Source organism: Marinobacterium profundum (genome assembly GCF_001528745.1).
Lineage (GTDB): Bacteria > Pseudomonadota > Gammaproteobacteria > Pseudomonadales > Balneatricaceae > Marinobacterium_A > Marinobacterium_A profundum.
The window spans coordinates 1-24,503 of the sequence record NZ_BCNS01000123.1; the positions used below are offsets into that span (position 1 = coordinate 1).

21 protein-coding genes are annotated in these 24,503 nt (G+C 56.0%); 14 read left to right on the forward strand and 7 right to left on the reverse strand.

Annotation, left to right across the window (positions count from 1 at the left end; translation table 11 throughout):
• The 9 genes from MPRO_RS13280 to MPRO_RS13320 all read left to right on the forward strand — a co-directional run.
• Positions 1-256: formyltransferase family protein (locus MPRO_RS13280; protein WP_281177183.1), on the forward strand; the 256-nt coding region annotated here is incomplete at its 5' end.
• An 18-nt stretch (positions 257-274) separates the two neighbouring features.
• Positions 275-1,180 (forward strand): bifunctional methylenetetrahydrofolate dehydrogenase/methenyltetrahydrofolate cyclohydrolase FolD, encoded by a 906-nt coding sequence (gene folD / locus MPRO_RS13285; RefSeq protein WP_102136308.1) that lies wholly within the window; start codon positions 275-277, stop codon positions 1,178-1,180.
• A 74-nt stretch (positions 1,181-1,254) separates the two neighbouring features.
• A complete protein-coding gene (locus tag MPRO_RS13290) occupies positions 1,255-2,901 on the forward strand; it encodes an electron transfer flavoprotein-ubiquinone oxidoreductase (RefSeq protein ID WP_067293367.1) in 1,647 nt (548 codons plus the stop codon).
• 143 nt (positions 2,902-3,044) lie between these two features.
• On the forward strand, positions 3,045-3,998 hold the full coding sequence (locus MPRO_RS13295; RefSeq protein ID WP_067293276.1) for an ABC transporter substrate-binding protein: 954 nt from the start codon (positions 3,045-3,047) through the stop codon (positions 3,996-3,998).
• A 144-nt stretch (positions 3,999-4,142) separates the two neighbouring features.
• Positions 4,143-5,189 carry a quaternary amine ABC transporter ATP-binding protein gene (locus MPRO_RS13300; RefSeq protein WP_067293369.1) on the forward strand — a complete coding sequence of 349 codons (1,047 nt, stop codon included), beginning with the start codon at positions 4,143-4,145 and terminating at the stop codon, positions 5,187-5,189.
• A gap of 1 nt (position 5,190) precedes the next feature.
• Positions 5,191-6,708 (forward strand): ABC transporter permease, encoded by a 1,518-nt coding sequence (locus MPRO_RS13305; RefSeq protein WP_067293279.1) that lies wholly within the window; start codon positions 5,191-5,193, stop codon positions 6,706-6,708.
• 118 nt (positions 6,709-6,826) lie between these two features.
• Complete coding sequence (locus tag MPRO_RS13310; protein ID WP_067293282.1) at positions 6,827-8,038, forward strand: aromatic ring-hydroxylating oxygenase subunit alpha; 1,212 nt, start codon at positions 6,827-6,829, stop codon at positions 8,036-8,038.
• Between the two features lie 98 nt (positions 8,039-8,136).
• Positions 8,137-9,225: an FAD-binding oxidoreductase gene (locus MPRO_RS13315; RefSeq protein WP_067293286.1), complete on the forward strand. Its 1,089-nt coding sequence runs from the start codon at positions 8,137-8,139 to the stop codon at positions 9,223-9,225.
• A 218-nt stretch (positions 9,226-9,443) separates the two neighbouring features.
• Positions 9,444-11,747: a molybdopterin-dependent oxidoreductase gene (locus MPRO_RS13320; RefSeq protein ID WP_067293371.1), complete on the forward strand. Its 2,304-nt coding sequence runs from the start codon at positions 9,444-9,446 to the stop codon at positions 11,745-11,747.
• A gap of 325 nt (positions 11,748-12,072) precedes the next feature.
• Here MPRO_RS13320 and MPRO_RS13325 read toward each other — a convergent pair whose 3' ends face one another.
• Positions 12,073-12,984 carry a LysR family transcriptional regulator gene (locus tag MPRO_RS13325; RefSeq protein WP_067293289.1) on the reverse strand — a complete coding sequence of 304 codons (912 nt, stop codon included), beginning with the start codon at positions 12,982-12,984 and terminating at the stop codon, positions 12,073-12,075.
• A 140-nt stretch (positions 12,985-13,124) separates the two neighbouring features.
• On the opposite strand from MPRO_RS13325, the gene cuyA reads away from it, so the two are divergent.
• From cuyA to cuyB, 5 genes are read left to right on the forward strand one after another with little or no spacing between them, the layout of a single operon-like run.
• Complete coding sequence (cuyA, locus tag MPRO_RS13330; RefSeq protein ID WP_067293293.1) at positions 13,125-14,135, forward strand: D-cysteate sulfo-lyase; 1,011 nt, start codon at positions 13,125-13,127, stop codon at positions 14,133-14,135.
• A 24-nt stretch (positions 14,136-14,159) separates the two neighbouring features.
• On the forward strand, positions 14,160-15,182 hold the full coding sequence (locus tag MPRO_RS13335) for a YeiH family protein (RefSeq protein WP_067293296.1): 1,023 nt from the start codon (positions 14,160-14,162) through the stop codon (positions 15,180-15,182).
• Positions 15,183-15,218: 36 nt separating this feature from the next.
• A complete protein-coding gene (gene hisD, locus MPRO_RS13340; RefSeq protein ID WP_067293300.1) occupies positions 15,219-16,532 on the forward strand; it encodes a histidinol dehydrogenase in 1,314 nt (437 codons plus the stop codon).
• A gap of 45 nt (positions 16,533-16,577) precedes the next feature.
• Positions 16,578-17,771 carry a DegT/DnrJ/EryC1/StrS family aminotransferase gene (locus tag MPRO_RS13345; RefSeq protein ID WP_067293304.1) on the forward strand — a complete coding sequence of 398 codons (1,194 nt, stop codon included), beginning with the start codon at positions 16,578-16,580 and terminating at the stop codon, positions 17,769-17,771.
• 60 nt (positions 17,772-17,831) lie between these two features.
• Positions 17,832-18,536: a cysteate racemase gene (cuyB, locus tag MPRO_RS13350; protein ID WP_082708747.1), complete on the forward strand. Its 705-nt coding sequence runs from the start codon at positions 17,832-17,834 to the stop codon at positions 18,534-18,536.
• Positions 18,537-18,786: 250 nt separating this feature from the next.
• Here cuyB and MPRO_RS13355 read toward each other — a convergent pair whose 3' ends face one another.
• The 6 genes from MPRO_RS13355 to MPRO_RS13380 form a co-directional block, all read right to left on the reverse strand.
• Positions 18,787-19,620, reverse strand: coding sequence for an NHL repeat-containing protein (locus MPRO_RS13355; RefSeq protein ID WP_067293311.1), 834 nt, complete (start codon positions 19,618-19,620; stop codon positions 18,787-18,789).
• A gap of 9 nt (positions 19,621-19,629) precedes the next feature.
• On the reverse strand, positions 19,630-20,799 hold the full coding sequence (locus tag MPRO_RS13360) for an amidase family protein (RefSeq protein ID WP_067293314.1): 1,170 nt from the start codon (positions 20,797-20,799) through the stop codon (positions 19,630-19,632).
• An 11-nt stretch (positions 20,800-20,810) separates the two neighbouring features.
• Positions 20,811-22,109: a TRAP transporter large permease gene (locus tag MPRO_RS13365; protein WP_067293319.1), complete on the reverse strand. Its 1,299-nt coding sequence runs from the start codon at positions 22,107-22,109 to the stop codon at positions 20,811-20,813.
• A gap of 1 nt (position 22,110) precedes the next feature.
• The gene (locus MPRO_RS13370; protein ID WP_082708749.1) at positions 22,111-22,707 is read right to left on the reverse strand and encodes a TRAP transporter small permease; all 597 of its coding nucleotides are present in this window, start codon (positions 22,705-22,707) and stop codon (positions 22,111-22,113) included.
• On the reverse strand, positions 22,700-23,668 hold the full coding sequence (locus MPRO_RS13375) for a TRAP transporter substrate-binding protein (protein ID WP_067293324.1): 969 nt from the start codon (positions 23,666-23,668) through the stop codon (positions 22,700-22,702). The genes MPRO_RS13370 and MPRO_RS13375 overlap by 8 nt, the downstream gene beginning before the upstream one ends.
• Before the next feature lie 75 nt (positions 23,669-23,743).
• Positions 23,744-24,415, reverse strand: a complete 672-nt coding sequence (locus MPRO_RS13380; RefSeq protein ID WP_067293327.1) for a DUF4286 family protein — start codon at positions 24,413-24,415, stop codon at positions 23,744-23,746.
• Positions 24,416-24,503: the final 88 nt, after the last annotated feature.

Below are 24,503 nucleotides of genomic sequence, written 5' to 3' on the forward strand. Positions count from 1 at the left end.
CAAGGGTGCCAAACCCTACTTTCAGGCCTACGAGCGGGGCGTAAAGCTGATTGGTGCCACGGCCCATTATGTCACCGGCGATCTGGATGAAGGTCCGATCATCGAGCAGATGGTGGAGCGGGTTGATCATGCTCAGGATCCGCAGCACCTGACCCAGGTGGGGCGCGATACCGAAGCCCAGACCCTGGCCCGTGCCGTGAAGTATCACGTGCGTCACCGCGTATTCCAGAACGGCCTGCGCACCGTCGTTTTTTAAATCAAAGGACTCGCACCGATGACTGATCAGGCAACCAATATTTACCCAGAGGTCATTCCTGCCGAACGCATCGACGGCAAGGCCTTTGCCGCGGCACTGCGCGCCGAGGTGGCAGTGGGTGCCGCCGGCTTTAAGGCCCAGGCGGGACGCCAGCCGGGCCTGGCCGTGGTGCTGGTGGGGGATGACCCGGCCAGCCAGGTCTATGTGAAAACCAAGATGCGCCAGGCCGCCGAAGCGGGCATCGCCTCTTTTCCGCACCTGCTGCCGGGCAGCACTTCCCAGGCTCATCTGCTGCAACTGATCGACGCACTCAACAGCGATGATCAGGTGGACGGCATCCTGGTGCAGCTGCCGCTGCCGGCGCAGATAGAGGAAGCCGCGGTGATCGAGGCCATAGATCCGGCCAAGGATGTGGACGGTTTTCATCCCATCAATGTCGGGCGTCTCAGTACCGGCCAGCCGGCGCTGGTGCCCTGCACACCGCTGGGCTGCCTGCTGTTGCTGCAGGACCGCCTGGGCGACCTGTCGGGGTTAAAGGCCGTGGTGGTGGGACGCTCCAATATAGTTGGCAAGCCGATGGGGCAACTGCTGCTGAACGCTCATTGCACTGTGACCACTGTGCACTCCCGCAGCCGGGACCTGGCCGCAGAGTGTCGCAGTGCCGACATCCTGGTGGTGGCGGTGGGTCGCCCGGAGATGGTGGATGCCAGCTACATCAAGCCCGGCGCAATCGTGCTGGATGTGGGCATCAACCGCATCGAGATGGCCGAGGGCAAGTCCCGCCTCACGGGGGATGTCGATTTTGAATCGGCGTTGACCACAGCCGGTGCCGTCACGCCGGTACCGGGGGGCATAGGTCCCATGACGGTGGCCTGCCTGTTGCGCAACACGCTGAGTGCCGCACAGGCGCGGGCCGCTCAATAAAGGCCAAAGGCTAAAGGCTAACAGGGGAGATCATTAGAGTGAGTGATAACGAACGTACTGCCGAACGTGAGTCCATGGAGTTCGACGTTGTCATCGTCGGCGCGGGCCCCGCCGGGCTGTCGGCGGCCTGCCGGCTGATGCAGCAGGCGAAAGACGCCGAGAAGGAAATAACCGTCTGCGTGGTGGAGAAGGGCGCCGAAGTGGGTGCCCATATCCTCTCCGGTGCCGTGATCGAGCCGCGGGCGTTGAACGAGCTTTTTCCTGACTGGGCGGCACAGGGCGCGCCGCTGAAAACCGCGGTGACCGAGGATCAGATCTACCTGCTCAAGGATGCGCAGGGGGCCCGTCGCATCCCCAATGCCCTGGCACCCAAAACCATGCACAACCAGGGCAACTACGTGGCGAGCCTGGGCAACCTGTGCCGCTGGCTGGGTGAGCAGGCCGAAGCCCTGGGCGTGGAGATCTTCCCGGGCTTTGCCGCCAGTGAGGTGCTCTATCACGAAGACGGCCCGCTCAAGGGCAGTGTGAAAGGCATCGCCACCGGTGACATGGGTGTGGGCCGTGATGGCCAGCCCAAAGACAGCTACATGGCGGGTATGGAGCTGCACGCCAAATACACCCTGTTCACCGAAGGCTGTCGCGGTCACCTGGGCAAGCAGTTGATCAAGCAGTTTGCGCTGGACAAGGACGCCGACCCGCAGCATTACGGCATCGGTATCAAGGAGTTGTGGGATATCGATCCCGCCAAGCACCAGCCAGGCCTGGTGGTGCACGGCGCGGGTTGGCCGCTTGACGGCGACACCAACGGCGGTTTCTTCCTCTACCATGGCGACAACAACCAGGTGGTGGTCGGGCTGATTATCGACCTGAACTATTCCAACCCCTGGCTGAGCCCGTTCGACGAGTTCCAGCGCATGAAGCAGCACCCGCTGTTTGCGCAGTATCTCGAGGGCGGCAAACGGGTGTCCTACGGGGCTCGCGCCATCGCCAAGGGCGGCTTCAACTCGCTGCCCAAAATGACCATGCCCGGCGCACTGCTGCTCGGCTGCGATGCCGGTACCCTGAACTTCTCCAAGATCAAGGGCACCCACACGGCGATGAAGTCCGGCATGCTGGCGGCCGAAGCGGTGTTTGAAGCTGTTGCGGCGGATGATCCAGGTGGCCGGGATCTGGTGTCCTTTACCGAAAAATTCCAGGAGTCCTGGCTCTACGACGACCTGTTCCGCAGTCGCAACTTTGGCCCGGCGATGCACAAGTTCGGCACCTGGCTCGGCGGCGCCTTTAACGTCATCGACCAGAACCTGTTTGGCGGCAGGATACCGGTCACACTGCACGATACCCGGGCAGACCATGCCCAGCTCAAACCCGCGGCCCAGTGTCCGCGGATCGAGTATCCGAAACCGGACGGCAAGCTGAGTTTTGACAAGCTGTCGTCGGTGTTCCTGTCAAACACCAACCACGAAGAAGACCAGCCCTGCCACTTGCAGTTAACGGATGCCGGCATTCCGCTGGCCACGAACCTGCCTACCTGGGCGGAACCTGCACAGCGTTTTTGCCCGGCCGGTGTGTATGAAATCGTGGATGAGCCCAGCGGTCCGCGCTTTCAGATCAACGCCCAGAACTGCGTGCACTGCAAAACCTGTGACATTAAAGACCCGTCGCAGAACATCACCTGGGTGGTTCCGGAAGGCGGTGGTGGCCCGGCCTACCCGAACATGTAAAGCCCGACATCAAGGTGCTATCCGGGTGTTGCAGAACATCACCTGGATGGTACCGGAAGGGGGAGGCGGGCCAGCTTATCCGAACATGTAAGCCTTGAAAAACGCATGAATATCGACAATCCAACCTTAGAAAGGAAAGTGATATGAAATCAGTAAAGGCATTTAGCGCTGCAGCGGCATTTTGCTTAACCGGTGGCATGGCGCAAGCCGCCGATGTGGTTGTGGGCGTTCCCAGCTGGCCTTCGGCTGCTGCCACTGCCCATATTCTGAAGGTGGTAATGGAGGATAACCTGGGATTGGATGTGGCTATGCAAAACGGCTCCAACGCCGTTATCTGGGAAGCGATGGATCGGGGATCCATGCACGTACATCCGGAAGTCTGGCTGCCCAATCAGAGCAACTTGCATGACAAGTATGTCAAGACCAACGGTACCGTGCTTCAAAACCCTAACGGTGTCGAGGCCTCACAGGGGATCTGCGTTACCAAGGCGACAGCGGAAAAATATAACATCACGTCTATTTATGACCTGACAGACCCGGACAAGTCGGTACTTTTCGACAACGATGGTGATGGTATTGGCGATATGTGGATCGGTGAGCCAGGCGCAGCCTCAACGACCATAGAAAAGATCAGAGCCAAAAGCTATGGCTATGACGAAACCATGACCCAGGTCGTCATGGATATGCCGCTCAACTGGGCTGCGCTGGATGCTGCCGTGATTGCGGACAAGCCCTATGCGTTCTTCTGCTACACGCCACACCATGTGTTTAATATACATGACCTGGTAATGCTCGAAGAGCCGGCACATAACGCTGACACCTGGAAGGTACTGCAACCCACCGATGATGCTGACTGGCTGGCTAAATCCAATGCTGATAGTGCCTGGGACACGGCCTACCTGTACGTGCACTACGCCAAGTCCCTGGAAGCGGACCAGCCAGAAGCTGCGATGTTGCTGAAACACTTCAGCCTAAACGCTGATCAGGTTGGCGAGTTGAGCTACCACGTAGTGGTCGAGAAAAAAGACCCTGCTGTCGTTGCCAAAGAATGGGTGACAGAGAACAGCAGCCTGGTTGAATCCTGGCTGGGTCAATAGTCCGGTCCCGTTTGTCCACTGCCTGATAGACATCTGATCATGCAGCGCATGATGGCTTCAGAATTCGATTCTGACGCCATCCGCTGCACCTCAGCCCGATCAGGTGCCGTAGTGATACCAATACTAGTAGCGAGGGTAGCCAACGTGAGTGCGGATGTCATTCAGCTAGAAAACGTGTGGAAAATCTTTGGCAAGAATTCCGATCAGGCAATGAAGGCGGTCGTTGAGGAGGGGCTGGACAAAGCGGCCGTTCTGGAGCGCTTTAGTTGTGTGGTGGGGATCGCCAATGTCTCCTTTACGGTGCCTCGCGGCGAAATTTTTTGCATCATGGGTTTGTCCGGTAGCGGGAAATCTACGCTGATTCGGCACCTTAACCGCCTCATCGAACCCACCGCCGGCAAGATCAAGGTGCTTGGCCGGGATATGTCTGCCCTGTCCCACAATGATCTGCGGGATGTGCGTGCCAAACATATCGGCATGGTGTTCCAGCATATGGCGCTGCTGCCGCACCGCACCGTGCTGGATAACGTCGCCTTTCCGCTGGAGGTGCAGGGCGTCCCCAAAGCCAAGCGCTGGGAGACCTCCCAGCATGCCCTGTCGCTGGTGAACCTCGATGGTTTTGAAGACCGTCTGCCCAAGGAGCTCTCGGGTGGCATGCAGCAGCGTGTTGGCCTGGCCCGGGCGTTGGCCAGTGATCCCGAAGTGCTGCTGATGGACGAGCCCTTCAGTGCACTGGATCCACTGATTCGGCGCGAGCTGCAGAATCAGTTTGTAACGCTGACCAAGACACTGCAGAAAACCACCATCTTTATTACACATGATCTTGATGAAGCGATCCGCATCGGCGATCGCATCGCGATCATGAAGGACGGGCACCTTATTCAGGTCGGTACACCCGAGCAGATCGTGATGCACCCAGCAGACGATTATGTGGCTGATTTTGTCAAAGATATCTCGAACCTGAAACTGGTCTGTGCTCACTCCATCATGCGGGATATCAACAGTGAAACGGTGCCTGCGGGCGTGAATCTGGCCGATGCTCCGCGCGTCGATGAGAACACCAATCTCGATCACCTGATTGATATCGCCGTCACTTCAGAGCTGCCGATCATCATCACCGATGCAGCGGGAGCGGATATCGGTATCGTCAGCAAAAACATTCTGCTGCAGGGCATCAAGGGGGAACAATAACATGAACGCGAACAGTCGAACCTCGGCGCTGATAGAGCAGCGCCAGTCCGTCCATCGCTTTGCCGAGCGTCAGGGGGATTATTACAGCAGGCAGTTCGAGAAGATCCAGTCCAGCAATCGTATCACTTTCTCCTTTAACCCCCATGCTGCGCTGCTGGGGCCGCTTTGGGCCTCGGCACGTAACGTCTGGGGTTTCTTTTGGATGAGTATCATCGCCACCCTGTTTGCGCTGGTCCTGTTGGGTCGGGGATTGTGGGGTGAACTGGGCGCGGACGATCTGGCGCGGGCGGAACGCCTGAGCAGCAAATCCCAGGAGATGGCCATCAAGGCCCAGACTGCCCTGGAATCCGGGGCATCGAATGTCGAGGTTTTGCAGCGCAATGCCGATAACCTGCAGCGGGCTGCAGATAACGCCATGCTTGCCGCTGAGGCGGCGGTTGGCGGCGCGAGCCAGCTGATATTCTGGGGCGCGCTGGCCTTAATTGCCACCATGGTGATCCAGGGATTCATGGCCAATATTGTTTACGAAATGAAGTACTGCCGCTGGCGTGGGGGGCGCAGTGAAACAAGTGGTTTCAGCCAGATGAACCTGCTCCTGGGTGTCGTGATGCTGGCCGTGATGGTTCCGCTGACGTTGTACCGCTTTACGGTGGCCACGCCAGTGGCGTGGCTGATCGAGTTTCCCACCGACACATCAATTTTCACCGCAGCCGCCACTTGGCTGGATGCAGGCTTTGACAGCATCGCCTTAAAGGGAGCCGGCTTTTTTAACGGTATTACCAGCGGCATACGCATGCTGCTTGATGGTTTGGAAGTGGTACTTGTCGATACGCCCTGGCCGGTGACGGCGATGGTGATACTGGTGATGGCCTGGCGTCTGGCCGGGCCCAGAGTTGCCCTCTTCACACTGGCGGCACTGGCTTACCTCGCGTTTCTGGGGTTTTGGGAGAAAAGCATGGCAACGGTTGCGTTGCTGGGGGCTGCGGCCACCCTCTGTGTGCTGATCGGCGTACCGCTGGGGATTCTGTGTGCGAAGAGTCCCTCTACCTACGCGGTCGCGCGCCCCGTGCTGGATTTTATGCAAACCATGCCGGCGTTTGTCTATCTGATTCCCATCATCGCGTTTTTTGGTACCGGCAAGCCGCCGGGCATCCTGGCGACGCTCATTTTCGGCATGCCGCCGGTCGTGCGACTGACGGCACTGGGCATCAAGCAAGTTCCGTCCACTATAGTGGAAGCGGCCTTGGCTTTTGGCTGTACCCGGCGCAAGTTGCTGCTGGATGTGGAAATTCCCCTGGCTTTGCCCAGCATCATGACCGGCGTCAACCAGACGATCCTGATGTGCCTGTCGATGGTGGTTATCGCCTCGCTGATCGGCGCTGAGGGCCTTGGTACTGACGTGCTGCAGGCCCTGCAATACGCGGCGAAAGGACAGGGACTGCTGGCCGGTATCGCCATCCTGCTCTGCGCCATGATTATCGATCGGATCGTGCAGGGACGCTTTAAACGGGAAGATTAGTAAATTTATATAGCCGTATACCTGATTCCGTGACTTTATCAACCACGTCACGGAATCAGGTTAGTGATTTGTGCTTAATTGAATTCCAATCGGAATTCCCCTCAGCAATGGAGACGGTATGAAATTCTCAGCATCTATTTTGGAAAGTCTCAAGGCGCGCAAACCAGAATACAGCTTATCCCAAAGGTTCTATACAGACCCTGAGCTCTTCGACCTGGAAATGGAGCTTATTTTTGCTCAAAGCTGGTTGGCGATTGGGCACGTATGTGAAGTTCCAAAGGCTGGGGACTACGTTACAGTCAATGTTGGTAAAGACTCACTGTTGATAGTGCGTAATCAGGAAGGAGGCATCGGTGCTTTCTTCAATACGTGCCGTCATCGCGGTTCGGTGCTTTGTACCAAGGCCAGTGGCAGCGCTCCAAAAATTGTATGCCCCTATCACCAGTGGACCTATGAGCTTGATGGTCAGCTGATATTTGCCCGTGAAATGGCCAGTGACTTTGACAAGGCTGATTTCCCCCTGAATAAAGTCAATGTTGAAGTCGCCGGCGGTACCATTTACGTTTGTCTCAGTGACAACCCACCGGACTTCAGTGAGTACGCGAGATCAATTGAGCCCTATATCGCGCCCCACGGCATGGACGACTTAAAAGTCGCTGCCGAGATATCCATTGTTGAGCAGGGTAACTGGAAGCTGGTCTGGGAAAATAACCGTGAGTGCTATCACTGCCAGGCTGGGCATCCCTCACTTTTACGCAGTTTGCCCGAGAGTGATGATCCGAATGACCCGGTTACAACACCTGAAGCCAAGGCCCACATGGAGCAGGCTTTTTCTGCGTGGGAGCAGAAAGACCTACCCTATCGGGCAGTGAACAAGAACGGTTGGCGCATTGCCCGAATGCCTCTTGTGAAAGGTGCAGTTTCCATGACCATGGATGGCCAACCCGCGGTGAAGAACCATCGATTGGGCACTCTGCCAGATATTGATGTAGGTACCTTGCGCAATCTGCATTTGCCAAATGTCTGGCTCCACTATCAGGCCGACCATTGTATTTCCTTCCGTGTGCTTCCGATAAGCCCTCAGGAAACGCAGCTGACCTGCAAGTGGATGGTGCCAAAAGACGCGGTAGAAGGCGTTGACTATGATGTAGATAATTTGACCAAAGTTTGGCGTGATACCAATGATGAAGACAGAAGCTTTGTAGAGCGTAACCAATTGGGTATCAATTCACGCGCCTATAAGCCTGGGCCTTATTCACCAACTGCAGAGTTTGGGGTTAAAGCTTTCATTGATTGGTACACTGACCGCATGATTGAAAAACTTAGCTAAGTACTGAGAAATTCTGCTGCAAAATACTTTTTTGCAGCAGATTTCCCCCTGAGTTTAATAATTCTATTTTGGGGTTCTTCTTATAGAGGTTTAATGTAATGCGTTCATCGGATCTGGCTAAACTGAAAGATGCTCCGTTTTATTGGAATGATGAGCAGCGTTTAGAGTGTGTCATGGTTATGCCGGAAACTCAAAACGCCAAGACCTTCTTCTTCAAAGTTGATGACGAGCAGCTGTTTAACTATGAGCCTGGGCAGTTCATTACAATCGAAGTGCCGACGGAAAATGGTGTTCTGCACCGTTCGTACACGCTTTCGACAACACCTTCCAGGCCGCTTTCTATTGGTATTACTGTCAAGCGACAAGAGGATGGGCAGGGAGGGAGTGCCTGGTTGCTGGATAACCTGAAGCTGGGTGACACTATAAAGGCATATGGACCCTCGGGTATTTTTTCATGTCGTAAACACCCTGCTAAAAAATACCTGTTTATATCGGCAGGTTCAGGGGTCACGCCAATGATTTCAATGCTGCGTTGGCTTTATGACTATAGCGTACATACAGACATTGCTTTTATTCATTGTGCTGCGAGACCATCGGAAATACTTTTTCGTGATGAAGTTGAACATATGTCCAAGCGGGATCCTGATATTAAGGTGAGCTGGGTCGTAAAAGATACCGATCGCTATGATGTTTGGACTGGTTTTCAAGGGCGTTTTAACCAGATAATGCTGGAGCTGATAGCGCCTGACTTTGCTTCGCGCGAAATATTTTGTTGCGGGTCCGAAGGCTTCATGCAGAGTGTGCGTGATATTCTTCATGCTGAAGAATTTGACATGAATCATTATCATGAGGAAAGTTTCGGCGCGCCTATCTATACGCAAGAAGATACACCTGAGCACAATGACGTTATTCCGGCAGATGATGTTGAAGCGCAAATATATTTCAATAGTCTGAGCCGAGGGGTTGCCTGCAAGCAGACCGATACCCTGCTTTCAGTAGCAAAGGAGGTGGGTGTCGATATTCCCTCAGCCTGCATGTTTGGGGTATGCGGGAGCTGTAAAATAAAGAAAGCCTCCGGTGAAGTGCATATGATTCACAATGGAGGTATCTCCGATTCGGAGATCGAGTCTGGATATGTATTGGCCTGTTGCTCGCGTGCCATTGGTCGGGTGGTCCTGGAGGTTTAGGTTTTTGATTCGGCGCCCCCGGTAACTGCCATCTGTTGCTGAAATAGAGGGTCAGTTAGGTGCTGTAAAGCCTGAAAAACGATGGGGTTAAATAATATTTTTCGCCTTGGTATCAGGTTGCCGTAATCAACGGACAATCGACTGGCGGGTAAATGCGTTTGCGCCTTTGGAATCCTGCTTATCAGGCTCGAATAGTTAAATACAGAAGGGTGCCGACATTGAAAAAACACGTAACGTCTAGCCATTGGGGTACGGGAATAGCAGAAGTTGAAGGGGGACGCTTGGTGGGTGTCGGTGCGCATCCTATCGATCCACACCCTTCATCTATCAATGATAATTTTGTCAATTCGATTTACGGCTCCTCCCGGATACTCCGTCCCGCTGTGCGTAAAGGTTATCTCGAAAATGGGCCTGGAAAACAGACTGATCGGCGAGGCAAGGAACCTTTTGTTGAAGTCTCTTGGGAAGCCGCGCTGGATTTGGCGGCGAATGCGCTGAAAAGCACCGGCGAGAAGTATGGTAACGAAGCAATCTTCGGTGGTTCCTATGGCTGGGGTAGCGCCGGACGGTTTCATCATGCACAGAGTCAGCTGAAACGTTTTCTCAACTGTGCTGGCGGCTTTGTCAGAGGTGAAGGTAACTACAGCTACAATGCCGCACTCATTTTGTTACCTTATATCATCGGTGATTTTGAAAAACTGGCAGTAGCCGGAACCCGCTGGTCGACCCTTGCCAAGGAGGGAGAACTGGTCGTCATGTTCGGTGGCATGCCGTTAAAAAACGCTCAGGCGGCTCCGGGCGGGTGTTCCAGGCACCGCCTGCGTGATGAGCTGCGTGCTTGCCGTGCCGCTGGAGTGAAATTCGTCGACTTCAATCCCTGTAAATCTGACACGCCGGCTGAAATAGAAGCCGAATGGTTGCCTCCGGTACCAGGCTCCGATACGGCAATAATGCTTGGGCTTGCCCACACGCTTCTGGTTGAGGGGCTTCATAATCAGGATTTCCTCGATCGATACACCCTAGGCTTTGATGAAGTCAAAGCCTACCTTACTGGTGAAAAAGACGGCATACCTAAAACGGCTGACTGGGCTAGCAAACAATCCGACATTCCCGCAGATCGAATACGTACGCTCGCACGGGAGATGGCAGCGTCGCGAACCTTTATTTGTACTGCAGCGGGTGTCCAGCGGGGAGAGCACGGTGAACAACCCCTGTGGGGGACGATAACGCTTGCCTCCATGCTAGGTCAGATAGGCTTGCCGGGGAGCGGTTTCGGGATTGCATACGGCTCCGATGGTGGTATCGGCCTGATGAATCGCCCGATACGGTGGCCCGCTTTGCCTCAAGGCCAGAACAAAGTAGAGTCTTTTATCCCCGTCGCCTGTATCTCCGATATGCTACTGCATCCTGGTGAAGCCTATCAGTACAACGGGCTGGATTTGACTTACCCTGACATTCGGATGATTTGGTGGGCCGGGGGTAATCCCTTTCATCATCACCAGGATATAAACAGGCTAATTCAGGCCTTTCAAAAACCAGAGACGGTCATCGTCAATGAAATAAACTGGACGGCAACGGCACGCTTTGCCGATATAGTATTTCCAGTGACGTCGACGCTTGAACGAGAGGATATTGGCGGGGGCAAGAGAGACAACTGCCTGGTTCCTATGCCAAAAATTATCGCGCCCGTAGGAGAAGCCCGGGACGAATACGATATTTTTACATCAATCGCCCAGCGCCTGGGTATTGAAGAGGATTTTACACAGAATAAAACTTCGCGGCAGTGGCTCGAGGAAATGTGGGCTGATGTCAGTCTTCAGGCGGCTGAAATGGATGTGGAGCTGCCGACATTCGATGATTTTCTGAATGGCGACATTATCGAGTTTCCGGATCCAAATCCGGATACCATACTGTTCTCGGATTTTAGGCAGGATCCCGAGAGAAACAGCTTGGAAACGCCGAGCGGAAAAATAGAACTCTACAGTGAAATCATAGCCTCATTTGGTTATACCGATTGTCCCGGGCAGGCGACCTGGCTGCCTCCGACGGAATGGCTTAAGTCGGATCGAGCAGCGTTCTATCCGCTCCATATGATTTCAGGACAGCCTAAAACCAGGCTGCATAGCCAACTTGATTCCGGTGCCTTCAGCCAAGGTAGCAAGGTACAGGGGCGGGAACCGATAATGATTCATCCAAATGATGCGATGAAGCGCAACATCGTCGACGGTGATGTTGTTACTGTTTTCAATGATCGAGGATCCTGTCTGGCTGGCGCCGTCGTCACTTCCGATATCCGCGAACAAACCGTCTACCTGTGTACGGGAGCCTGGTATGACCCCGTGAATCCAGAGATGAAAGACTCCCTGGATAAGCACGGAAACCCTAATGTTCTGACCCATGACAAGAGAACATCAAGGCTTTCTCAGGGGACTGCTGCGCACAGTACGCTGGTAAATATAGAAAAATTTGAAGGTGAGCTGCCTTCGATTACCGCATACGTGGCGCCGGTAAGCACGGACTGATTTTTAAGGCAGGAACAGGGGGCGGTATCTCGGCCTCCTTTAGTTTTATGGGCTGTAGCAGTGTGTTGATAGTCTATCCCTCCCGGCTACGCTAGCTGCATGATCGGCAACATGCGCGATTGATAGGCATGCCCATCCTGCCGATCTCGACGTGCCGCATTTATGCGCAGGTTGGAATGAGCGCCGCGAATTCCGACATCCACCGCGTCGCGGTCGGTGGCGGCGTTTGCAGTTTGCCTCAGTTCGCCTGTCTCCCCCGGAATTCGCCCGCTCATTCCAGACTACTTGGCTGCATGCTGGTGGGTATCTACCGCAGTGGAGCCACTCAGGAATAGCCTGGGTTATAGAGCTCGACAATATGTTGCCAGAACTTCTCCACCTCGGTCGTACGGGCATGGTTAAAACGGTACAGCTGTATTTTCAGATCCAGGGTGGCGAGCGGCTCATCCAGAATACACAGCAAGCCTTTTTCCAGCTCATGGCGCACCAGACTGGCAGGTAGCCAGGCAGCGCCCTGGCCCTGCAGTACCAGGGCTTTGATGCCTTCGGCCAGTGCCGTCTCCAGTATGCGTCTGTAGGTGAAGCCCGTCGGGATTCTGGGGAGACACTCGCGCTTCACCAGTTCGCCGAGAAAAGAGTCATCGGGATAGGTAAGCAGTTTCATCGGGCGATCGGGATGCAGGCAGTGACGGGGCTGGCCTGATTCATCGACCGCAGACACCGGAATCAGTCTGTCGGTGCCCACCTGCAGCTGCTCTATATCGTCTCGATCGAGCTGACTAAAGGCGACGGGGGATGCAAAGCACAACAGGAAATCGCCCATGCCTGACAAAAAGGCTTCCAGTACGTCATGCAGGTTGTCGGCTTGCAGGCTGATGAGGCTGTCGCCCAGCAGTGACTCGACGTTGTTAATCCAGGGCGGGAAAAACGATACCGCCAGTGAGTGCTGGGCTAAAAACTGCATACTTCGGCAGGGTTCACTATGCGATTGGATGCGCTCGCGGGTGGCGTAAGTGTCGGCAATCATGCGGCGGGCTTCATCAACAAACTCAACCCCTTCGGCCGTCAGCGTCGTGGGGTAACGGTTGCGATCAATCAGGCGCACCCCCAGCCAGTTTTCCAGTGAGCGAATGCGTCGGCTGAACGCCGGCTGAGTCACATGGCGAGAGTCCGCTGCCTTGGAAAAACTGCCATTCTCGGCCAGCGCTACTATATCCATGAGCCATTTCAGCTCCATTAAAACGCCCCTAAGTGCTTGGTATGCTGGAGTTATGCCGAAAAGTAACCGGTATCGAATAATATAGCATTGGTCTGGGCTCGGGTCTTGTCCCTAGTATCGGTAGACATCAACAACACACCGATCACAGGAGCTACAACATGCATCTGGCCCGCTTCCCCCGTCTGCACTTTGCCCATTTGCCCACCCCTCTTGAGCCGATGACCAATCTTTCCAAGGCCCTGGGTGGCCCCAACCTGTGGATCAAGCGTGACGACTGCACCGGTCTTGCCGGCGGCGGTAACAAGACCCGCAAGCTGGAGTTCCTGATGGCCGATGCCGTTGAGAAGGGCGCTGATACCATCATTACCCAGGGTGCGACCCAGTCGAACCACGCTCGCCAGACCGTCGCGGCTGCTGCGAAGCTCGGCATGAAATGCCACATCCTGCTGGAAGACCGCACCGGCTCCAGGGAAGTGGATTACAACTACAACGGCAACGTCATGCTGGATCAGCTGATGGACGCGCCCCTGACCAAGTTCCCCGCCGGCACCGACATGAACGCGGCTATGGAAGAACTGGCCGAGAAACTGCGCGCAGAAGGCAAGAAGCCTTACATCGTTCCCGGTGGCGGCTCCAATGAAATCGGTGCTCTGGGTTATGTAAACTGCGCACTGGAAATGCTGAATCAGGCCAATACCGCCGGACTGCGTATCGACTCAGTGGTACACGGCACCGGATCTGCCGGCACCCAGGCAGGCCTGGTTACCGGCTTTAGCGGTAGCAACAGCCAGATCCCGGTATTGGGTATTGGTGTACGCGTACCGCGTGAACAGCAGGAAACCAATGTCTTCCGTCTGGCTGAGCGCACCTGCGAAAAACTGGGTATCCCGGGCGCTGTCAAGCGTGAAGATGTTGTCGCCAACTGCGACTACGTGGGTGAAGGCTATGGCCTGCCGGCAGCCAGCACCCTGGAAGCCATTGAGCTGTTTGCACGTCACGAAGGCATTCTGCTGGATCCGGTTTACTCCGGCAAAGGCGCAGCCGGCTTGATCGACCTGGTTCGCAAGGGTCACTTTGGCAAAGACGACAATGTGGTCTTCTTGCATACCGGCGGCAGCCAGGCGCTGTTCGGTTACCGCACTGCGTTCGACTTCCCCAAGTACGACTAATCGCCCGGCACGAGAAATAAACGTATGAAAGGACTGGCAGTGAATTCCATCGACCGACTGGGTGAGCTCAAGCAGCGCTACTTCCCGGGGCTCTGCGTCGCCGTGACTATCGGTATCGCAGCGACCTTCCTGGCGCAGCGCTATGGCGCACCGGCCATGCTGATGGGTCTGCTGCTGGGCCTTGCGTTTAACTTTCTCAGTGACGAGCCCAGAGTCGTCCCCGGTATTGAATTGGCCGCCAAGACACTGCTGCGCCTTGGCGTGGCGCTGCTGGGGCTTCGTATCACCTTCTCCGATGTACTGACGCTGGGCTGGCCACCACTGCTGATGGTCTGCTCTGCCGTACTGTTTACCATCGGTTTCGGTATCCTGATGGCACGCATGCTGGGTTTCAGCAGCCGCTTTGGTACCCTGACCGGCGGCTCAGTGGCCATCTGTGGAGCCTCGGCGGCGATGGCCATTAGCAGCGTACTGCCGCAAAATGCGCAGACTAAAAAAGACACCCTGTTTACGGTGATCAGCGTGACTACGCTGAGTACCCTGGCCATGGTGCTCTATCCCATGATCAGTCATGAACTGGGGCTGACACCGGCCGAAGCCGGCCTCTTTCTAGGCGGTACCATCCATGATGTGGCCCAGGTGGTTGGCGCCGGCTACAGCGTGTCGGCCGAAGTGGGCGATCTGAGTACTTTTGTCAAACTGCTGCGCGTCGCCATGCTGGTACCCATAGTGCTGGTGATCGGGGTGGTGATTCGCCGCTCCATGGCCAGCCGTGGTGAAGTGGGTGCTGGCAGCGTCGGCGTACCGGGTTTTCTGATCGGCTTCGTGGTGTTGTTCATCTTTAATAGCCTGGGATGGATGCCGCAGGTAATCGTGCAGCCCATGGCCGACAGCGCCTCCTGGCTGCTACTCACCGCCATCGCTGCTCTGGGTGTACGTACATCGCTGAAGGAAATCCTCACCGTTGGCATCAAGCCTGTTTTGTTGATCGTCAGCGAAACCATTTTCATCGCGCTGCTGGTGCTGGGTTTTATTGTCTTCGGTTAAATATAAAGATATCTACGATTAGATGAGGAAAGTGCAATGGAATATCTGAAGCGTGCGGCCCTGGAGTCGGAAGTAGCACAGGAAAACGAGCGTATAGAAGGGGTCGTAAAGGACATGCTGGCCAATATTCGACGCAATGGCGAATCCGCCGTGCGCGAATATGCGCAGCAATTCGATAATTGGCAGGGTGACTTCATCCTGACCGAAGAAAAGAAAATGGCGCTGATTGCGCAGGTTCCGCAGCGCGTCAAGGACGATATCGATTTCGCACATCGCCAGGTTAAGCGCTTTGCCGAGGCTCAGCGCAACAGCCTGACTTCGTTTGAAATTGAAACTGAAGAAGGCGTGCGTCTGGGTCAGCAAGTATTGCCGGTGCAGTGTGCCGGTTGCTATGTGCCCGGGGGCCGTTATGCACACGCGGCATCAGCCATCATGAGTGTTGCAACCGCCAAGGCAGCAGGCGTGCCTTTCATCGTTGCCTGCTCACCGCCACGTGGTGACAGCATCAACCCGGCTGTTGCCTATGCGATGCATGTGGCCGGCGCCGACGTGATTCTGGAAATGGGCGGTGTCCATGCGGTTGCAACCATGGCACTGGGTCTCTTTACCGGAAAACCAGCCGATATTCTGGTGGGGCCAGGCAATGCGTACGTCGCTGAAGCCAAACGCATGCTCTTTGGTGAGGTGGGGATCGATGTTTTCGCAGGCCCGACCGAGTCGGCCATCATCGCTGACAAGACTGCGGATCCGATGACCATTGCGGTCGACCTGGTATCCCAGGCCGAACATGGCACCAACTCCCCCGTTTGGCTGTTCACCGACAGCCGCGAGATTGGTGAAAAAGTGCTAGAAATCATGCCCCACGTCATTGCTGATATGCCCAATGCCGATGTGTGCGAAGCCGCCTGGCGCGATCATGGCGTTGTGATTCTCGGCGAGAATCGCGACGAAGTCGTTCAGATCAGTGATGAGTACGCCTGTGAGCATTTGCAGATATTGGCTGAAGATCTTGAATGGTGGAAAGCGGAACTCAAAAATTACGGATCCCTGTTCCTGGGTGAAGGCAGCACTGTGTCCCACGGTGACAAATGCTCGGGTACAAACCATATCCTGCCAACCAGGAAGGCCGCACGCTACAGCGGTGGCTTGAACGTGCAGAAATTCATGAAGGTCCTGACCTACCAGGAGCTTGATGAAGCGGCAAACCTGGTCTTCAGTGGCGCCGGCTCACGCATTTCCCGCACTGAAGGGATGGAAGGCCACGCCCGTGCCTGCGACTGGCGCCTGCGCAAATACTACCCGGGTACCGAGTGGGATTTCGAAGTATACGATCAGAAACGTTACTGCTGATCCAAACGCGTGCAGGAAACTGGCCCCGGTATTAGGAAGAGTGAAATGACTAAATTTACCAAATCGTTTACTCAGCAGGAGCCGATTCCCGAAGCGGGAATCGAGCGGGCGGTTGAGGTGATGCACAGCGGTCGCCTGCACCGCTACAATGCCCTGGGCGACGAGTTGACAGAGACCGCACTGCTGGAACAGGAGTTTGCGGCCTACAATGACAGCCGATTCTGCCTGGCCTGTGCCTCTGGTGGTTATGCTCTGCATATTGCCATGCGCTCGATTGGAGTTAACTCCGGCGACAAGGTCCTGTGCAACGCCTTCACTTTGGCCCCGGTTCCAGGCGCCATCCATAATGCCGGGGCTATCCCCGTACTGGTTGAAACCACCGACGACTTCACCATTGATCTGGTTGATCTGGAAGCCAAGGCCGCGGCTGACGACGTGCATTACCTGATGTTGTCGCACATGCGTGGACACCTGGTGGACATGGACAGCTTGATGGAAATTTGTGACCGCCACGGTGTTAGTGTTATCGAAGACTGCGCTCACACCATGGGTGCCACCTGGAAGGGGCGCAGAAGCGGCACCTTCGGCAAGGTTGGCTGTTTCAGCACCCAGACCTACAAGCACATTAACTCCGGTGAGGGTGGTCTGCTGATTACCGACGATGAGGAAGTGATGGCACGCGCCATCATGCACTCCGGCTCCTATATGCTCTACGACCGTCATACCGTGGGTCCTGCCCCTGAGGTGTTTGCGAAAATTCGTTTCGAAACCCCCAACTACAGTGGCCGAATGGATAATCTGCGTGCCGCGATCCTGCGTCCGCAACTGAGTGATCTGGATCGCCAGTGCGATCGCTGGAATGAACTCTATTGTGCATTGGAGAATGGTCTGCGTGCGATTGAGGGCGTGCGTGTGCCGCTGCGCCCCGAGGCGGAATATTTCGTCGGCAGCTCTTTGCAGTTTTCGTTGCCTGAACTGAACGCCGAGGCTTTCGCTCGATTCATTCGTCGCTGTGAAGAGCAGGGTGTGCAGATTAAATGGTTCGGTGATGCCGATCCCAAAGGCTATACCAGCCGCTTTGACAGCTGGCACTACCTGGGTGATGCACCGGCACTGCCGGCGACTGAAAAAGTGCTTGCGACCATGTGTGATATTCGTTTGCCGTTAACTTTCAATGTTGAAGACTGCCAGGTTATAGCCGCAGTAATTGCAGAAGTTCTGCATGAAATACAGAGCTAACAGAGCTCGTCTGGCTTTGAGTAAACGGGAAAAACCAAAGAAGTCATTTAAGGTGCTGCAGTGAGTGAAAAAGTAGTCGGTATTATTGGTGGCATGGGGCCTGAGGCGACCGTCGACCTGATGCAGCGAGTTATTGAAGCGACCTCGGTGGAAGATGACGCCGATCATATTCACATGCTGGTGGACAACAACCCGAAGGTTCCGTCCCGTATTAAGGCGCTGATCGAAGGCACGGGCATCAGTCCCGGGCCCTGTATGGCGGGGATGGCCCAGGGGCTGGAACAGCAAGGCGCCGACTTTCTGGTCATCCCCTGCAACACGGCGCATCACTACTACGAGGAAGTGGCCGCCTCGGTATCGGTGCCCGTGATTAACCTGATTCAGCTGGCGGCAGATACGATCAGGGCCCGGCAGCCTGAGCTTAAAAAAGTGGGCTTGCTGGCATCCAGTGCGCTGCGGATGATCAAGCTCTATGAGCCCTGGTGTGATGCTCTGGGAATTGAGATTGTTTATCCCGAGACAAGCTGCCAGGACTCCGTGATGCAGCTGATTCGCGACGTCAAGGCCGGGCGCAGCACCGATGCACAGATAGTGGAATATAACGCCGCGGCGCAGAACCTGCAGGCACAGGGGGCGCAATGCCTGCTGATTGCGTGCACTGAGCTGTCAGTCCTGGATGACAAGCTTGCATCCGACTTGCCCGTATATGACGCCTCGGACCTGCTGGCCCGGGAAATTGTCCGGCGGGTAAAGTCTGAGGCCTGAGATCTGCGCTGAACCATAAGCTCATCTTCGAGGGCCAAGGCTGCCTGAATGCCTGATTCTTCAGGTGCAGGGTACGGCATCTATTATCCCGGACCCTGTACTCTACTCATCGTACCTCGTACCTAAAGCGCTTAAGCCAGGGTTATAAAGCCCAGCACCAGCAGTACGATACAGATGGTTTCGCGGCCCAAGCATTAGCCTGGAGCCCATGACGCAGCAACTCTGCTTTATGTATTAATCTGCGGATTAATTAATCTAGCGGCTCAAGTTTGGTCAGGCCGTCGGGGATCATATCGGCGATATAGATACTGCCGTTGTCGGCCTGTGCTAGGCCATGCCCATAGGTGCTGAAGGTACGGCATCGGCCGAGCAGTTCTCCGTCAGCGCTGAAAACCGAGAGGCGTGGAGTTTGATCCGTTACGTAAATCAGCCCCCCATAAACATCGAGTGCCATCGGTTTATGGACGCCGGTAATTGAGCTCAGGAAGTCCCCGTCAGAGCTGAAAATTTGCACCCGGTTGTTTTCACGATCTGCGACAGCCACCCGGTTGCCTGCAAGAACGGCGACAGAGTGCGGCGTGGAAAACTTGCCTTCAGCGGATCCCGCGCCACCAAAAGAGTGGCTATATGTGAGCTCTGCCGTGAAGACGTGAATCTGAGAGTTTCCATAGCCATCGGATACATAGAGACAGCCCTTGCTGTCGCGCGCGCAGTCGGTCGGGTGATTGAACGGCTGACCCAGGCGAGGGCGGTTGTTGCAATGCAGGCGGTGAAGCACGCGAAAGCTGGCATCCAGCAGAAGTACCTGGTGCCCGTCTATATCAGTCACCGCCATCATATCTGCGCCCAGAGCGCGGATACCATGCCCGAGGATGACTCCCTCGAGCATGATTGTTTTCACAAGCTCTCCATCCAGTGACAGGATGAGCAGCTGCGGTTTTTGTCTGCGCAGGGCTACCACTTGGCCGTTGAACACCGCCACGTCAGATATGCCTCCAAAGCTATATCCTTCAGGCAACCTGACGGGAGTCCGTTCCACGCGGTAAAAGCGATCGCCGAGACCTACAATCTGTTCGTTCGCCATGGGGTGCCCTTACAGTGTGGGTTCAATTTCTGCTGCGGCATCCAGCAGGGCCTGATCCCGATAAGCAGGTGCAGTCAGCATCAGGCCTGAACCCGCTGTGGTCTTGATTGGCAGCGAGAGCGAGCAGCCGTCCATGACATTGGCCAGAGTGGTGTTACGCAAAGCCAGCAGGTTTAAACGGTCGAACTCGGCGGGATCATCAAAAACGCCCAGCTGCGGTGGCAGAATCGCTACCGTGGGTAGCAGTATGCCTTGATCGCCCAATTCGGCGCGTGCCTCGGCGACGATGACTTTGCGCAGTGCCAGCGTCTGGGCGTAGGCGACGGCGCTGACCTCGTCGGCTCGATCCATACGAGCTTTGACGCGTGCGTCTATCAGTTCTGGCATCTGTTCATATTGGGCAGCGTGGTGCACGCGACTTTCCACCGCCGAGAAATGCCAAACGGGCAGTTTCTTGTAATTTTCAAGGAAGGCCAGCTTGCGCCGTTCTATGGTGAAGCCCAGAGCCTTCAGCTTTAAAACTGAGGCTTCAAACGCGGCAGCAACAGCATCGTCCAGATCGTTCATCCCAAAATTTTCGGGCACGATAAGGTGACGCAAAGGTGCGAGATTTTGCGCCGTGTCTATAGCCAGCACTTCGTAGGCCTTGCGCACTGTCGCCACATCTCGGGCCATTGGCCCAACGCAATCAAGTGTGTGGGATAGCGCTACGGCCCCGCGGGATGAGATTGTGGCCGCCGTGGGTTTCATGCCCACAACGCCACAAAATGCCGCCGGAATACGTAGCGAGCCACCGGTATCGGTGCCAAGCGCTATATCGATCTGCGCCGATGCCAAAGCCGCTGCGCCACCTGCTGTGGAGCCGCCTGCGATCGCCCCTGCAACAATCGGGGAAAGAGGCGTGCCGAAATGGGGGTTCAGGCCGAGACCGGAATAGGCGAACTCGGTCATATTGTTATGGCCTACCAAAAGACCTCCGGCTGCGCGTAGCCTGGCAACTGCATCGGCGTCCTGAGCAGCGGCTGGCAGATTCGCCCGGGCCCGTGAGCCCGCTTTGGTCACGTATCCGGCTACATCAAAGAGATCTTTGATGCCAAGCCGCAAGCCCGATAAAGGCCCTTTGGGCATATCTGCGGGGGCGAAAATCTGGGTGAAATTAATATTCTCTGAGGTGCTCATAGGTCAGGCCTTCAGTAGCTTAGTTCGACCAAGCCGGTTGCAATGACGGGGAAGAGGGTGAGCAAGACCACTGCCAGCACGAGCAGGCAGAAAAAGGGCGTTACCATGCGGGTGATTTCAAAGATGCTACGGCCTGTGAGGCCTTGAATCACGAACAGGTTGAAGCCCAGTGGCGGGGTAATTTGCGCCATTTCCACCACTATGATCAGGTAGATGCCGAACCAGATAGGGTCGATGCCCGCAGCGATGACCGAAGGCAGAACCACGGAAGTGGTTAGAACCACAATGGAAATTCCATCCAGGAAACAGCCGAGCAGGATGAAAAACAGGGTCAGCACCGCGATCAGACCATAGGTGCTTAGCCCGCTGCCCGAGATGATCTGCGCCAGGGCGGCTGGCAGGCCGGAGAAACTCATGGCCGAGGTTAGAAATGCGGCACCCAGCAGGATGAAGCCGATCATGGCGGATGTGCGTGTGGCACCCATCAAGGCCTCGGTAAAGGCGCTCATGGTCAGTGATCGGCTCAGTGCCGCGATAACCAACGCACCCAGCACACCCAGGGCCGCAGCTTCGGTTGCAGTGGCGATACCCGCGTATATCGAACCGATGACGCAGAGGATCAGCCCCACAACAGGGATCAGCAGCCGCAGGCCACGGATGCGTTCGCCAATTGGCACGCGGGCTTCAGGGGGTGGCATTGCCTGCCGGTTCATCAGGGACCAGAAGATGATGTAACTCGAGAACATTGCCATCAGCATCAGTCCGGGCACCACACCTGCGATAAACAGGCGGTTGATCGATACCTGTGCTGCAACCCCGTAAACGATCATTACAACCGATGGCGGGATTAGCAGACCCAAAGTACCCGAGCCCGCGAGCGAGCCAATCGACAGCCGGTCGTCGTAGCCACGGTTCGATAATTCTGGCAGGGATATCTTGCCTATGGTCGCTGTTGTTGCCGCCGAGGAGCCGGACACAGCTGCAAAGATTCCGCAGCCTGCAACATTAACGTGAGCCAGACCACCGGGCAGTCGACCCAGCCAGGGGGCGAGACCTGAGAACAGGTTTTCGGCCAAGCGGGTGCGGTAGAGAATTTCGCCCATCCATATGAAGAGGGGCAAGGCGGTGAGGGTCCAGTTGGCGGAGGCCGCCCACATGGTGGTCGCATAAATGGCGTCGACAGGGGTGGAGGTGAATAACAGAAAAACCACTAGCCCTGCGATCAGCAGTGCGACGCCGACCCAGACGCCAAGGCCCAGGAGCAGGAAAAGCACGCCCAAAAGGGTCGCGGCTTGAATTAAGCTGTCCAAGTCAGATCTCCGTCGTGGGTGAGGTGGGGGCGGTGATTTCGACCGGCAGGTTCAGCATCAGGCGAATAGCGCGTTCGGCCATAGCTGCGGCAAACAGAATGCTGCCTACGACCATCGCCAGCTGCGGTATCCACAGGGGCACTGCGACCAGTCCGATGCTGACGTCGTTGTAGCTGTAGCTTTCCTGGACGAACTGAAACAGCGCGAAGCTGCCCCAGACGAGCATCGAGCATGCGATCAGGCTGGCGAGGATATCGACCCAGCGCCCGTATGGCTCAGGGATCAAGCCCCGCACTGAGGTGACGCGGATGTGGTCGCCGTGGATCAGTGCCGAAGGCAAGGCGAGGAAGATCGAAGCACTCAAGGCCCAGGCCGCAAAATCGTCGGCTGAGGGAATTTGCTGGCCCACCAGACGCAGTGCAATCTGCGCTACGATCAGCAGTGCGATTAAGCACAGTGTGGCGGCGGCCAGGGCCCCGCAGCCTTTGTAAATAGAGCGCGAGAGCGCCAACGGGTGTCTTGTGCATCCCTCTTTTGAGAAGAGGTGCCAGCGCTGGGCTGGCTCCTCTCTCGGCGTGGATTGAGTCGCCTTACTCATGCAGTGCCTCTATTACCATCCGACCATCTTCACCTGCTTGCTCGGCCCATTCGGCGCTCATAGTGGCGGCTATTTTGGTGAAGTCAGCCTTCAGGCCCTCTGGGGTTGGGATAACCTGCATGCCATTCTCGGCCAGGGTCGCAGTGGCCTCTGAAGTGGCCTTTTCTGCCATTTCCCAGCCGCGTACTTCAGCCAATTCGGAGGCTTCCTGCAGTGCTGCGATTACATTTTCGGGCAGCGCATCGTAGGCCTTTTTGTTGACCAGAATGATGTTCTTCGGGATGAAGGCCTGCACATCGTAGTAGTAGGGCACGTAGTCCCAAGCCTGACTGTCCACACCTGTTGTGGGTGAGGTGATCATCCCTGAGATAACACCGGTCGAAAAGGCTTGCGAAATCTCTGAGGTGGCGATGGTCGCAGGCACAGCGCCCAACATTTCCGCCAGGCGTGCAGTCGATGGGTTATAGGCGCGGAATTTCACGCCATTAAAAGAAGAGGCGTCTGTGACTTCGGACTTCATGTAGATGCCCTGGGGAGGCCAGGGTGCGGAATACAGCATCACCAGTCCCTCTTCAGCGAAGTTTTTCTCGTAAATGGGTTTGGTCACGGCCCAGAGTTTTTTCGCGTCTGTAAAGTTGGAGGCCAGCAAAGGCACTGCGTCGGCGGAATAGATCGGGTCTTCGTTGCCCAGCGCCGAGACCAGAATTTCGCCGATGGGTACGATGCCGCGCTGGACACCGCGCTTGAGTTCCGCACGTTTTAGCAGAACCGAGTTCGAAACGACCTCAATGTTCAGCTCGCCATTGCTCAGGCGGGCCACGTCTTCAGCAAAGCTGCGGGCTGTTTGTGTCAGGTAATTATTGTCGGGCGCATGTGCTGACATTTTCCATGTTTCGGCAGATACGGACAGAGGCAGGGCAAGCATCGCCAGGGCGCTGGCGGACAAAAGAATTTTTTTCATAAGTGACTCTTATTGGGTTGAAAGTCGGGGAGGTGGCAGCGAGCTTGTGCCTGCTGTCCACCGGCCATGATTGCCTTAGGCAGACAACTCGCGCTGGTCCAAGGACCAAAGCAGGGAAAAGGTTTGTGCATCGTCGACCGCGTCGCCGAGTGCTTCACGCAGCAACTGCAACGCAGCCGCAGCGGCGGACTCGGAGCTGGTGTCTATGACAATGGCCGGTGCCAGAACACGGTTTTCGGTGTCCTCGGATGGCAGAGGGGTCGAGAGTTTAGTGTCGGGCACCAGGTATTGCCCATGCAGAACACCATCTATCTCCAGCGTGTTACTGATGAGTTTGGCGATCTGCGTAGCATCTATGCCAACTTCGCCAACCGGCTTGTTCAGCACAACCATGGCGACCTTGCTACCCGCACCAAAGCCTGCTTCCAGTGCCACCGACATAACACGGCGGCGGGTGTTCGACATGCGGGAGAAATTCAGATTCGACCAGCTGGTCTGCTGAGTGAAGGCCTTGCGGTATTCAGCAGTAGTGAAGCAGTCCAGTGCCTCGGCACGGTAAAGCGCCAGATAGCGGCGCGCTGTGCCTGAGTCTGCGCGGTAACGTCGAGCACCGCTGAAACCGGGGAGGCTGACGCGCTCTTCCATGTGTTCGCGGTCATACCACTGGTTGAAGTCGGTCTCGTGGGTTGGGTCAATGTCGCTCCAAACGAAAAGTTGAGCGGCGTTCGTCGTATCTGGCTTGGTCATAGGTGCTCTTTCAGTCAGTCAAGTCCCGCCGGGCCCGAGGCCACAGTTGCCTGCGGCGCATCGCAACGTTTGGCAGACGGTGTGAGTG